Source organism: Burkholderia sp. SRS-25, from assembly GCF_004343765.1.
GTDB classification, from domain to species: Bacteria; Pseudomonadota; Gammaproteobacteria; order Burkholderiales; family Burkholderiaceae; genus Burkholderia; species Burkholderia contaminans.
In genome coordinates this window covers 1-11,914 of sequence record NZ_PTXM01000033.1, presented here as the reverse complement: position 1 = coordinate 11,914, position 11,914 = coordinate 1, and the positions used below count along the sequence as shown (strand labels likewise).

General features: G+C 65.2%; 11 protein-coding genes and 2 pseudogenes. 5 read left to right on the top strand and 8 right to left on the bottom strand.

From position 1 onward, the window contains the following. Positions 1 to 65: 65 nt before the first annotated feature. Entirely contained in the window at positions 66 to 602 is a 537-nt protein-coding gene (locus C5O79_RS34510; RefSeq protein ID WP_047850992.1) for a GNAT family protein, read from the bottom strand. A 12-nt stretch (positions 603 to 614) separates the two neighbouring features. Continuing rightward, positions 615 to 1,247: a LysE family translocator gene (locus C5O79_RS34505; RefSeq protein WP_046549737.1), complete on the bottom strand. Its 633-nt coding sequence runs from the start codon at positions 1,245 to 1,247 to the stop codon at positions 615 to 617. Between the two features lie 305 nt (positions 1,248 to 1,552). On the opposite strand from C5O79_RS34505, the gene C5O79_RS34495 reads away from it, so the two are divergent. The 3 genes from C5O79_RS34495 to C5O79_RS34485 all read left to right on the top strand — a co-directional run bounded on the left by C5O79_RS34495 (position 1,553) and on the right by C5O79_RS34485 (position 5,658). Then, entirely contained in the window at positions 1,553 to 2,746 is a 1,194-nt protein-coding gene (locus C5O79_RS34495) for a porin (RefSeq protein WP_122476802.1), read from the top strand. A 100-nt stretch (positions 2,747 to 2,846) separates the two neighbouring features. Then, positions 2,847 to 3,278: a GFA family protein gene (locus C5O79_RS34490; protein ID WP_046549735.1), complete on the top strand. Its 432-nt coding sequence runs from the start codon at positions 2,847 to 2,849 to the stop codon at positions 3,276 to 3,278. 457 nt (positions 3,279 to 3,735) lie between these two features. Then, positions 3,736 to 5,658, top strand: a complete 1,923-nt coding sequence (locus tag C5O79_RS34485) for an SMP-30/gluconolactonase/LRE family protein (protein WP_122476799.1) — start codon at positions 3,736 to 3,738, stop codon at positions 5,656 to 5,658. A gap of 43 nt (positions 5,659 to 5,701) precedes the next feature. Here C5O79_RS34485 and C5O79_RS34480 read toward each other — a convergent pair whose 3' ends face one another. From C5O79_RS34480 to C5O79_RS34465, 4 genes are all read right to left on the bottom strand, one after another. After that, positions 5,702 to 6,637, bottom strand: coding sequence for a c-type cytochrome (locus tag C5O79_RS34480; RefSeq protein ID WP_122476796.1), 936 nt, complete (start codon positions 6,635 to 6,637; stop codon positions 5,702 to 5,704). Beyond that, positions 6,634 to 7,317 (bottom strand): c-type cytochrome, encoded by a 684-nt coding sequence (locus tag C5O79_RS34475; protein ID WP_122476793.1) that lies wholly within the window; start codon positions 7,315 to 7,317, stop codon positions 6,634 to 6,636. The genes C5O79_RS34480 and C5O79_RS34475 overlap by 4 nt, the downstream gene beginning before the upstream one ends. A 68-nt stretch (positions 7,318 to 7,385) precedes the next feature. Continuing rightward, entirely contained in the window at positions 7,386 to 8,444 is a 1,059-nt protein-coding gene (locus tag C5O79_RS34470; RefSeq protein ID WP_122477523.1) for a substrate-binding domain-containing protein, read from the bottom strand. A gap of 8 nt (positions 8,445 to 8,452) precedes the next feature. Continuing rightward, a complete protein-coding gene (locus C5O79_RS34465; protein WP_122476791.1) occupies positions 8,453 to 9,244 on the bottom strand; it encodes a transcriptional initiation protein Tat in 792 nt (263 codons plus the stop codon). A gap of 386 nt (positions 9,245 to 9,630) precedes the next feature. On the opposite strand from C5O79_RS34465, the pseudogene C5O79_RS34460 reads away from it, so the two are divergent. Both C5O79_RS34460 and C5O79_RS34455 read left to right on the top strand, forming a co-directional pair. After that, positions 9,631 to 10,065 (top strand): annotated as a pseudogene (locus C5O79_RS34460) (LysR family transcriptional regulator); the annotation flags it as partial. An 82-nt stretch (positions 10,066 to 10,147) separates the two neighbouring features. Then, a pseudogene (locus C5O79_RS34455) lies at positions 10,148 to 10,605 on the top strand (transposase); the annotation flags it as partial. Between the two features lie 106 nt (positions 10,606 to 10,711). On the opposite strand, the gene C5O79_RS34450 reads toward C5O79_RS34455, so the two are convergent. Then, the gene (locus C5O79_RS34450) at positions 10,712 to 11,200 is read right to left on the bottom strand and encodes a DUF6714 family protein (RefSeq protein ID WP_131932161.1); all 489 of its coding nucleotides are present in this window, start codon (positions 11,198 to 11,200) and stop codon (positions 10,712 to 10,714) included. Beyond that, positions 11,179 to 11,914: RHS repeat-associated core domain-containing protein (locus tag C5O79_RS38890; RefSeq protein ID WP_276321209.1), on the bottom strand; the 736-nt coding region annotated here is incomplete at its 5' end. The genes C5O79_RS34450 and C5O79_RS38890, both read right to left, overlap by 22 nt.

The window sequence follows — 11,914 nt, the reverse complement described above, 5'->3', positions numbered from 1 at the left end:
GCGAGCGCACGCGAAGCGGTGAGCGGTTGTACGTCAAGCCGCGGGTCTGAAGCCGCGGGGCGCGGTCAGTCGGTCGCGAGGCGCGCGTACATCGCGAAATCGCCGGGCGTGCCGCGCACCATCTTGTACGCGCGCAACAGCCCTTCATACCGGTAGCCGCACTTCTGCAGCACACGCGCGGAGCCTTCGTTGCTGGTCAGCACGACGGCCTGCATGCGCATGAAGCCGCCATCGGCGAATGCCCATGCGGTGACGGCCTCGCACAGTGCGCTCGCGATCCCGCGCCCCCAGTGCGACGGCGCGAGATCGTATGCGATCTCCGACGAGCGGTTCACGGTCGATACGGTATGCAGGCCGATCGTCCCGGCGAGGGCGCCCGATGCGTCGTCGATCACGGCGAGACGCCGGATCGAATCGGGGTCCGTCGAATCGATGGCGTCGAACAGCGGCAGCAGATCGTCGGGCGAGCGCAGGTTCCAGCTCGTGTGACGGTAGACGTCGGGATTCGTCAGGTACGCGTACCACGCGTCGAGGTCTGCGCGTTCGATCTGGCGCAGCGACAGGCCGGGAAAGCCGGAGCGGGGCGGCGTAGCGACTCTCATCGGCATCCGCGCCTACGCGGCATGACGCCGATACAGCGCCAGCGACCCGGCGAGCGCGAGCAGCATCGCGCCGCAGGTGCGCTCGAGCCACAGCGCCCCCGCGCGCTTCAGCAGCCGCACCGCGCGCGCGCCGAGCAGCGCGTAGCCGAACATCACGACACCGTCGAGCAGTGCGAACGTGACCGCGAGCGCGACGTATTGCGGCGCGAGCGGCGCGGACGGATCGAGGAACTGCGGCAGGAAGGCGGAGAAGAACAGATAGCCCTTCGGGTTCGTCACCGCGGTGAGGAAACTCTTCGCGAATATCGACGCGTTGCGCCCGGATGCGTCGCCACTGTGCGCGGCGGCGACGTCGAGCGCCCCCTTCGACATCAGCAGCCGGATGCCGACGTAAGCGAGATATGCGGCGCCGAGCCACTTCACCACCGAGAACCAGAACGCCGACGCCATCAGCAGCGCACCGAGGCCGAGCGCGACCGCGACGATTAGCACGAAGTCGGACAGCATCGCGCCCGCGAAGCCGTAGGCCGCGCGGCGCACACCGTAGCGCGAGCCGTTGGTCAGCGCGAGCAGCACGGTCGGGCCGGGAGTCGCGATACCGACGAACGCGACGGCGGCGAAGATCAGCAGGGTCGTTTCATGCATGAAGGCACTCCCGATGGATGGCGCGCGTTCGATTATCGGTTGCGCTTGCCCGGGCTGTACAGGTGCGGCGCGCTGCGCACAAGAGGGCCCGCACGACTATCTCAATTTTGGCAAGAAACTGTTTTCATTATTCCGCTTTCGATGGGAACCGGTTCCATCTACCATGGCGGCCGCAGCGGGCATGCCCGCCGCGTCGTCGCGCGCGGACGCCGCCGGCCTCGCACCGCCGGCGGATCTCGCCGCCCGCGCGCTACTCGCAACTGACAGACAGAACAACGGGTTCAACGCCCGGAGACACGACAACCATGAACAAGCAACTGATCGCAGCCCCGCTGCTGCTCTCGCTCGCGGGCCTCGCCGCCGCGCAAAGCTCCGTCACGCTGTACGGCATCGTCGATGCGGGGGTGACCTACCGCAGCAACGAGCGGGTCGGCTCCGCGGGCGCGTACACCGGCCATTCGAGCGTCGGGCTCACGACCGGCAACCTGTCCGGCAGCCGCTGGGGGATCAAGGGTTCCGAGGATCTTGGCGGCGGAATGCGCGCGCTGTTCGTCCTCGAGAACGGCTTCGACATCGCGAACGGCACGTCGGGGCAGGGTGGCCGCCAGTTCGGCCGCCAGGCATTCGTCGGCGTGGGCAGTGACCGCTACGGCACGATCACGCTCGGCCGCCAGTACACGTCGCTCGACGATTTCGTGAGCCCGGTCGGCCCGTCGTCGTACATCGGCGGCTTCGGCGCGCACCCGGGCGACATCGACGACCTCGACCAGACCGCGCGGGTCGACAGCTCGATCAAGTACACGAGCGCCAGCTACGCGGGCTTCACGTTCGGCGCGCTGTACGGCTTCGGCAGCCAGCCGGGCAGCATGAAGCAGCGCAACACGTGGAGCGTCGGCGCGGCCTACGCGGCGGGGCCGCTGCGGGTCGGCGTCGGCTACGAGCGCTCGGACAACAGCAAGACGGGCGCGACCGACCCGTCGGCCGGCAAGTGGCAGAGCACCGACGACGGGCTGTTCAACTCGTCGATCAACGAAGGCTATGCGAGCGCGCAGTCGCAGCAGATCATCGCGACCGGCGCGACCTACGACTTCGGCCCGGCCGTCGTCGGCGTGAACTACAGCAACGTGCAGTACCGCAGCGGCGGCCAGTCGCTGTTCACGGGCCACGCGACGTTCAACGTCGCGGGCGTGTTCACGCGCTGGAACGTGCGCCCGCAAACGCAACTGTTCGCCGGCTACAGCTACACGCGCGGCAGCGATGTCGACGGCGTGGACGACCGCGCGCAGTATCACAACGTCACGCTCGGCGCCGTGTATGACCTGTCGAAGCGCACCAGCGTGTACCTGCTCGGCGCGTACCAGCATGCATCGGGCATGACGCTCGACGCGCTGGGCCGGCCGGTGGCCGCGACGGCGTCGGTGTCGGACAAGGCGAACGGCCACTCGTCCGATTCGCGCTCGCAGGCCATCGTCAGCCTCGGCCTGCGCCAGAAGTTCTGACGCGCAGCGATCGTTGCGGCCGCAACGTTGCCCGCAGCCGATGCCGGCAACGTTGCACGCAGGCTCCTATACTGTCGCCTCCTTTCCTGGAGGAGATGACATGACCCGAACGCATTCCGCGAGTTGCCTGTGCGGAACCGTCACCGTGACGCTGCGCGGCGAGCCGGCGGCGCGCGCGAACTGCCATTGCGCGACCTGCCGCGATTTCTACGGCACGCCGGTGCTGTCGGCGACCGCGTGGCCGCCGGAGCAGGTTGCCGTCGAAGGCGCAAGCGCGACGTTCCCGCATCCGTCGAAGTCGATGTCGCGCACGTACTGCGCGTCGTGCGGCGAGATCGTGTGCGGCACCAACCGGCTCGGCATGCGTGTCGTGCCGAACAGCCTGGCCGCGCGTGCGCACGGCGGGCAACTGCCCGACGGCCTGCGGCCGACGATGCACCTGTTCTACCGGCACCGCGTGATCGACGTCGTCGATGCGCTGCCGAAATTCCTCGACGGCTGGGACGGCCCGACGCTCGACGAAGCGAACTGAACGATCGCGGCCGCGTGCCGGCACGGCCGGCGCGCGGTGTTCCCTGTCTTTTCCCTTGTTCTCCCTTTCCGCTCGCCGCATGCCGCTGCGCTGAATCGCGACGACGCGATCGCGCCGGATAATATTTTTTTTCTTTCATTTTAATTTCGATTTGTAATCATCGAGCCCATTTCCGGGGGAATGAAAAAAGGCAATGCGGATATTTCAGAAAAAATGACGCATTTGCTTTGAGCGATCCGGAAGAAAATGCCGAGGAAAAAGCACCCAGGCCGTGCGGCCGGCAAGCTGTCGCGGCGTGGTGAGCGGGTTTGACCATCGTTGACGGAAAAGCGCCGGACGGCAAAAAGAACGGCGTGAATAATTCGGGGTGACGGCGAATGCGCTTTAGCCGGAATCACCAATATTTCATGCGCCGCGATTTACAGTGTCGATAATTGAACGTTCGGGAGCATTATTCATGTCAATGAAACAAATTCGGGCGGCGTTGCTGGGAATGTGCATGGCAATGCTGGTGCCGGCGAGTCACGCGCAGGTGACATATTCGACCGACTGGCTCGCGAACACGTACGGCACGCTGGCCCAGCACGTGGGCAATGCCGCGCGCTCGATGTGGGTCGCGCCCGAGGGCGTGATCTACACGTCGTCGCGCTGGGACGAGAACGCGGGCGGCGTCGCGCTCTACCAGAACGGTCAGCCGATGGGCACGATCGGCATCCACGACGAATTCCAGGGCGGCGCGATTACCGGCAACGCGACGTCGATCTTCGTCGCGCTGGGCTACAACCGCAACTTCGGCAGCGGCTCGGTGGGTCGCTACGATCGCAGTACGAACAAACGCGACCTGCGTATCCCGGTCAGCACATGGACGGGCCTCCCGAACCCGGACGTGATCACCGGCCTCGCGACGGCCGGCAACCTGTTGTATGCGAGCGATTTCTACGGCAACCGCGTGCGTGTCTACACGACCGATGGCGTCTGGCAGCGCGACATCGCCGTGACCGGGCCCGGCGCGCTGGCGCTCGATGCGGCGGGCAACCTGTGGGTCGCCCGCATGAGCGCGGGCGTGGTCGCGCAGTACAGCGCGACCGGCACGCTGCTGAACACGATCCAGATGGCGGCCGGCGCGCGGCCGTCGGCGCTGTATTTCGACGCGTCGACAGGACAGTTGCTGGTGGGCGACCAGGGTCCGGACATGAACATCAAGCTCTACAGCCTCGCCGGGGTGCCGCAGCAGATCGGCACGTTCGGCGTGCAGGGCGGCTATCTCGACACGACCTCGGGCATCAAGGGGCAGGTCGGCGACAAGCGCTTCACGCGCGTGGTCGGCATCGGCAAGGATTCGGGCGGGAACCTGTACGTGCTCAACAACGCGTGGGGCGGCGGCTGGGATCTCGGGCGCAACGGCAGCACCGATCTTCATTCGTACAGCCCGACGGGCGTGCTGCAATGGAAGCTGCAGGCGCTGAACTTCGAGGCGATCGCCGCGCCCGACCCGGCAACCGACGGCGCGTTCTTCTACAGTGGCAACAACGTCTATACGGGCTCGGCGGGCGGCACGTTCGTCGCGAACACGGTCGATCCGTTCACCTATCCGAAGGACCCGCGCCTCGACATGAACGACTACCAGCGCGGCCAGCACTTCGGCCAGCTCGTGATGGTGGGCGGCAACCGGATTCTCGTCGCGTCGGGCCAGAACCCCGGCAACTTCAATTTCTACTACTTCACGCCGGCGACCGGCTACATAGCGAACCCGGCCGGCTCGCTGCCTGGCAAGCCGTTCAACACGACGTTGCAGGTCACGACCGGTTTCGACATCGACGGCAACGGCGACGTGTGGGCCGGGCTGAACGGCTCCAATGCGATTACCCGCTACCCGATGACGGGCTTCGATGCGAACGGCAAGCCGTCATGGGGCAAGCCGGTGACGACGCCCGTGCCGAGCACCGTGGCGCCGACCACGCGGATCATCTACCAGGCGGACAGCGACACGATGATCCTCGCACAGGGCCTCGCGAACAACTGGGACTGGACCGCGATGAACGGGCACATCGAGGTCTATCACGGCTGGAAGAACGGCAACACGACCGCGCCGAACCCGGTGATCAATTTGACCAGCGCGAACCCGAAGTCGATCGCGGCGGCGGGCCACTACCTGTTCGTCGGCTACGTGCACACCGTGCCGAACGTCGACGTGTTCGACCTCAACACGGGCGCGCTCGTGACGACGCTGACCAACTCGAACGCGCCGGCGATGGACGTCGGCAACGATGTCGACTCGATGTACGGGATCCGCGCGTACCTGCGCTCGACCGGCGAATACGTGATCACGAAGGACAACTACAACGGCACGAGCATGATCGTGTATCGCTGGCATCCGTGAACGTGCAGGCCGTGCGGGCCGGATGGCCGGCACGGCGCCTGCGTCACGGCGCGCCGAGCACGCGCCCGTTCACGCTGAGTCCGTACATCGAATCGGGCGAATCGTGGAACTTCGCGCGCGTGTCCTGCACCGAGCCCGTGAAGCGCGGGTCCTGCGGACGTTCGTGGCTGTCCATGAAGGTTGCGACGTCCCACGCCTCCTGATCGGTCAGCGTGCCGCCGAGCCCGAGCGGCATGTTGGCCTTGATGAAGCCGGCCGCATTGCGGATGTCGCCCATCCCCGCCCCCCAGTTGAACGACCGCACGCCCCACAGCGCCGGGAAGACGGCCTTGCCGCCGCTCGACTGCCCCTGGCCGTCCGCGCCGTGGCACAGCGCGCAGTGCTGCGTGTAGACGGCGGCGCCGCGCGCATAGTCGGCCTTCTGCGCGGGCGGCGGCAGTTTCAGGAAACCCTGCCCCGGCAGCTTCGTCCCGACCGGCGCGCCCTTCGCGAGCCAGTACGAATAGGTTTCGAGCGCAACGAGGATCGGGTCGCCGGCCGGCGGCGCCTTGCCGTTCATGCTGTAGCGGAAGCATCCCTGCAGGCGCTCGGCGAACGTGTTCACGTGGCCATTCTTGCTGCGATACGCCGGATACAGCAGGTACGCGGCCCACATCGGGCTCGAATCGGGCCGGCGGCCCGCGTCGAGGTGGCAGCTCGCGCAGGTCAGCTTGTTGCCGACGTACTTGCCCGCGAACTCGGGCGTGTGCAGGAAGATCTGCTCGCCGAGCTTCACGGTCTTGCCGAACTCGTCGGCGGGTATCGCGGATTCGGCGGGCGGCGCGAACGGCCTGGCGGCAGTCGCTACTGAGGCAGGCGCGGGTGCGGAAGCGACGGCCGGTGCGTCCTGCGGGGCGGCCGCGCACGCGAGCGCGGGCATCCAGGCCGCGCCGAGCAGGGCCGCGCGGACGCGGCGGATCAGCGTCGTGCGGTCGATCATTGCTTGTCTCCCTGCGCGGCGCCGCCGCGCGCGTAATAGGCGGCTACCGCGTCGATGTCGGCGTCGGACAGCTTGCCGGCGATCGCCGGCATCAACGCCATCGGCCCGGGCGGGCGCGTGCCGTGTTTCCAGCCGTTCAACTGGCCGGCGATGTAGGCGGCAGGCTGGCCCGCGAGCGGTGGAAACGCGGTGCCCACGCCGAGGCCGCCGGGGCCGTGGCACTGGGCGCACGCGGGCAGACCTTGCGACCAGCGGCCGCGCGTCGCGAGCCACGCGCCGGTGTTCGCCGGATCGATCGACGTGTCGTTGGCGGCGACGATGCCGGCCGGTGCGGGCAGGCTCGCGAAGTATGCGGATACCGCGTCGCGCTCGTGCGGTGTCAGCATTTTCGAGAGCGGCTGCATGACCGGGTTCTGGCGGCTACCGTCCGCAAACGCGGCAAGCTGCGCGGACAGATACGCGGCGTGGGTGCCCGCGAGGCGCGGGAAGCCGGCCGCCGTGTTGCCTTCGCCCTGGCTGCCGTGGCAGCCGATGCACGCGGCGACGCCCGCCGTCGTGCCGTGTGTCGCGATCGTCTTGCCGAGCGTCGCGTCGTCCGCGCGCGCGTGGCCGGCCAGCAGCGCCGCCGCCGCCAGCAGCCGCGCGAACCGGCGTCGCGGTGTGTCCACCGTATCGTTCACGTGTCCCCTCCTTGTTGTCGTTCGCGGGCGCACCGCCGGACTGCCGGCGCGGCCGCGCGGCCGCGCGGTCAGCCCGCGTCGGGCTGCTTCTGCTCCGGTGCGAGATTCTGCGCCGGTGTCGCCGCATCGTATCGGCCAAAGCCGTAGCGCTGGAAAATCCGGAACGCCTCCGGCGACCGGATGAACGCGAGCCAGGCGCGGGCGGCTTCCGGATGCGGCGCGTCCTTCACCATCGCCCCCGCATAGATTGCCGTCGTATTCTGCTCGGCCGGAATGTCGATGTGCATCAGCGGATGCCCGACCTGTTCCTGGAACGCCGCTTCGGATTGCCACAGCACGCCCGCGTCCGCGCGACCCTGCATCAGGAACAGCGCGGTTTCCCGATGGTGGATGTGCGTGAGCTCGGTCGTGCCGGTGCGCACCTTGTCGTCGTAGACGGTACGTGCGAGCGTGTCGCCGCCGGCCTTCACGAGCGACGCGCGGATCTGCCGCGCGACACCTTCGAAGGCCGGATTGGGCATCGCAAGCTGCACGTCCGGCCGCGCGAGGTCGCTCAGCGACGCGATCCGCTTCGGATTGCCGGCGCGCACCATGATCGTCAGCTGGTTCGTCACATAGGGCACGGCCGGCCCGGTGAGCGTGCCGTCCGCGATCAGCCCGTTGATCTTGCCGAGCCCCGCGAAATACGCATCGGGCTTGACCGTCCACGTCATGTTGCCGACGGTGATCGTGCCGCCTGCCTGGATCTGCTTCACGAGCAGGCCGGGCGGGATCGTTTCCCAGTAGATGCGGCCGCGGTATTCGGGATGGTCTTCCTCGAACTTCGCGACGAGCGGCGCCATCGCGAAGAAGTAGTTGCCGCCGACGAACAGCACGAGCTTCGGCGCAGTGAGGTCGCCGTGGAAATCGGCGAGCACATCGACCTGCGGCACCGTGAATTCGAGGCCACGGTGCGCCGCGTCGTTGTTGCGGCCGTCCTGCCAGGGCGGAAAGACGGTCTCGGCGGGGCCGGTGGGCGCGGCGAGCGACAGCACCGATGCGCAGCACAGCCACGCGGCCAGCACGGCGCGCAGCGCGCGCCGACGACGGCGCGATGGCGATGGCGGTTGCAGGGGGATCGATGTCATCGCGAGGCTCATTTTGCGTACGTGAAGCCGGCCTGCTGCAGTTCGGGCAGCGTGCCGACCGCGCCCGGCGTGACGATGGCCGACGGGATCACCTGGTTGGTCAGGTCGGCCGCAAGCGCATCGAGCGGCAGCTTGTCGGGATTCGCGTTCGCACCGTCGAGGCGTTCCGCGAGTTCCCAGATCGCGTTGTGGCACGACAGGAACACGACACCGCGCTGCTGCAGCGCGGCGACGCTGTTGTCGTGCGACGAGAACGCGCCGTCGGGCAACTCGTGGTCTTGCGCGCCCTTCGATTGCGCGGGCTTCGCGTCGAGCAGCGTGTTGGTCGGGAACGCGGCGCCTGCGAATTTCGCGAGGCCGTATTTGTCCCACGCAGCCTGGTCGAACAGCGCGAGATGCGCGCTGCCGTGCGTGGCCGATACGACGAGGAAATCCGGATGGCGGTACGACCAGATCTGCGCGTTCAGCGAATTGCGCATCAGGTTCAGCCACGGGCCGCCGAGCTCGGTGTTGTCCCACACCTGCTTCGGGCCGCCGCGGTAGCCGGTCACTTCGGCGAGTGCCGCGTGATCCCACTGGTCGGGGCGTTCGAGGATCATCGGCACCGTCTTGAAGTCACGCCGTCGCGGTGCGGCCGCGAGGCGGCGTGTGAGGTCGGCGAGGTGCGTGGCGCCGCCGGGCAGCAGCGCGCCGGCTTCGGGCGCGGCGGCGTGAGCGGGGCGCGCGGCGGCGAGCAGCGCGGTGCCGGCCGCGAGGCCGAGTGTCTTGAGCGCGCCACGGCGCGCATGCCGGTCGGACATGGCTTATCTCCCGGAATTGTTTTCGTGGGGGCGTGTCGCGTTGCCGTACGACGATGCGGCGTCGCGAGTGTGTAGCCAGTCTAGCGGCGCGCGCTCGATGCGGAAAATCGCGATATCGGATGGGAGATATTCGAGGGTCTGATGATTCGGGGGAGGGCGGGGGCGGAGGGATCGCCGCAACGACCGTCGGGGCGAGTGTTGCATCCGACCTTCTTCGAAGCGCCGGGTCGTTGGGGGGCATCCCGAAGACGGTTCCGGTTTCGGTCGGTGAATTGACCGGAACATTGATATGGATGACTGATTATGTGGAGTAGGGAGTCGGGGGCGGCTTGTATAATTGCTCCCCGTCGAATGCACACATGCTTTACCGAGAGAGAACGTTAACCATGAACTGGGACGATGCACGCGTTTTTCTGGCAGTTCATCGCGCCGGGACGCTGCGCGAGGCCGCAGTCGTGCTCGATGTCGATCAGGCCACCGTCGGGCGACGCCTGACGGCGCTGGAGAAAGCGCTGGGCGCGAAGCTGTTTCTCAAGACGTCGTCCGGCTATGTCGTGACGCCGATCGGCGAGCATTCGCTGCAGGCCGCGGAAGCGATGGAGCAAGCGGCGAGTGACTTCGAGCGGCGCGTCCACGGCTCGGACGACCGGCTCGAAGGCGAGGTTCGGGTGACGACGACCGATTCGCTGGCGATGGATTTCGTCATTCCCGCGATCCGGGTGTTGCGACGGACATGCCCCGCGATACACGTGATCCTGACGACGTCCGTGCAGGTGCTGAACCTGACCCGGCGCGATGCGGATCTCGCGATTCGAACCGTGATTGATCCGCATTAGGAATCCTGGACCGATTCGAGAGTGAGTTTTGCGGCAAACTTGACCCTGAACCAGAAGGAGGTTTGCCATGAAACGCAAGCGCTTTTCGATCGAACAGATTGTGGCCGTGCTCAAGCAGGCAGAGTTGGGCATGCCGGTGGCCGATGTGATCCGGCAGGTCGGTATTTCGGAACAGACGTTCTATCGGTGGAAGAAGCAATACGCCGGCATGCAGTCAGATCAGGTACGCGAGCTCAAGCAGTTGCAGGACGAGAACGCGCGGCTCAAGAAGCTGGTTGCTGAACTGAGCCTGGACAAGGCCATCCTGCAGGACGTTGCATCAAAAAAGTGGCCCGGCCCGCGCTGAGGAGAGACGTGGTGGATTACGTGGTAAGCCACTACGGATTGACGATGAGGCGGGCCTGTCGGCTCGTGAAGCAACCGCGCAGCGTTCAGTACTACAGAAGCGTCAAGGATCCTCGTCCAGAGCTGCGTGCCCATACGCGTGTGCGCTACGGCTATCGGCGACGGTTCCTCATACTTCGGCGTCCCCGTCAGCACCACCATCACGCGCAGCAGGTTGTCCGTCCCGCGCTGGCTACGCATCAGGTTGAAAATGGACTTACACCTGGCTGGACTTAAAAAGACACATTCAGCAGAGAAACTTACCCCAGAATGAATCTAACGCATCTTTCGCATCCCCTTCACCGTAGACTTCATGCATGAACTTTAGAACCTTTGCAACCGCCCGCATCTTCGCTCCTCCTAATGAACTAATCTGATAAAAATCATCCATGATCGCATACGTTTTTAGCCTTCCAGGTAATCCCTGGGATATTACATCCCCTTCGTAATACTGCTCACACGCAATCAATAGGTACGCCGGTAGATAGTAATTTCTACCCGCTGGCGACATAAATGAGAGGCAGGCGGATCCATCGCCCACATAATCCTTCTCAAGAGATTCCAGTGTTATATTTCGCCAATTTTTCCCCGCGAAGAAATTCATGATTTGTACCGGCTCAAGATAATGAGAATTGATCAAATCACTCGCCTTGGGCGGCTGCTCCATACCGAAACATTTTTCAATATCAAATCGTAATTTCCGTAATTCGTCAGCTAGCGAATCTGTTTTTCGCATCTCGCGACTCCCTCCCAGGCTTTAATGGCTTCATCTCTGTGATTTTGATCTCCGCCAGCATAGCAACGATTATTTATTGAGTCGCGCGCCATTGCACATTGTCTGTTGACCTCTCTAAAAATCATTGCTTGCATGGGGTCTGTGTTTGCGTTACAGGAACGTCGTCCACCCTTGCAGTGACGGTCAACTTCATCCTGCATACGCTTCTGGTCTCTCGGAGAGCAGTTGCCGGGTGGTTTCATGGTTTCTGCCATTGCGCTTACTTTTCGACCCGCTTTGTCTCGAATATCATTGTCTGATATCGCTGTATCACCGGGGGTACTCAATATCGCCGTAACTGCTACGCCGCCCACCAATGTTCCAATCAGCGCGCCCGCACCGCAACCAATTGGGCCACCAGCCCAAGCCCCCGCCGCGCAACCAACTGCTGGATTCAATCCCATCGAATCCATGTAAGTGAGCGGATTGCCAAAAGCGTACTCGTACGTATTAAGCCCGCCCATCAACCCAATCGGATCCTGATTGATATACCGCCCCACTTGAGGATCGTAGTACCGATGCCGGTTGTAATGCAGCCCCGACTCATGGTCATGGTACTGCCCCTGGAAGCGGATGGGATTGGCGAACTGAGCCTTCCCTGACGCCTTCCTGATCGCCTCCTGCGCAACACCCCACGCGCGGTACTCCGCACTCCACGCAATCTCGCTGTGCTCG

Coding starts and splice junctions, on each gene's coding strand:
- C5O79_RS34510 (WP_047850992.1), bottom strand. CDS start 602: ATGAGAGTCGCTACGCCGCCCCGCTCCGGCTTTCCCGGCCTGTCGCTG.
- C5O79_RS34505 (WP_046549737.1), bottom strand. CDS start 1,247: ATGCATGAAACGACCCTGCTGATCTTCGCCGCCGTCGCGTTCGTCGGT.
- C5O79_RS34495 (WP_122476802.1), top strand. CDS start 1,553: ATGAACAAGCAACTGATCGCAGCCCCGCTGCTGCTCTCGCTCGCGGGC.
- C5O79_RS34490 (WP_046549735.1), top strand. CDS start 2,847: ATGACCCGAACGCATTCCGCGAGTTGCCTGTGCGGAACCGTCACCGTG.
- C5O79_RS34485 (WP_122476799.1), top strand. CDS start 3,736: ATGTCAATGAAACAAATTCGGGCGGCGTTGCTGGGAATGTGCATGGCA.
- C5O79_RS34480 (WP_122476796.1), bottom strand. CDS start 6,637: ATGATCGACCGCACGACGCTGATCCGCCGCGTCCGCGCGGCCCTGCTC.
- C5O79_RS34470 (WP_122477523.1), bottom strand. CDS start 8,444: ATGACATCGATCCCCCTGCAACCGCCATCGCCATCGCGCCGTCGTCGG.
- C5O79_RS34465 (WP_122476791.1), bottom strand. CDS start 9,244: ATGTCCGACCGGCATGCGCGCCGTGGCGCGCTCAAGACACTCGGCCTC.
- C5O79_RS34450 (WP_131932161.1), bottom strand. CDS start 11,200: ATGCGAAAAACAGATTCGCTAGCTGACGAATTACGGAAATTACGATTT.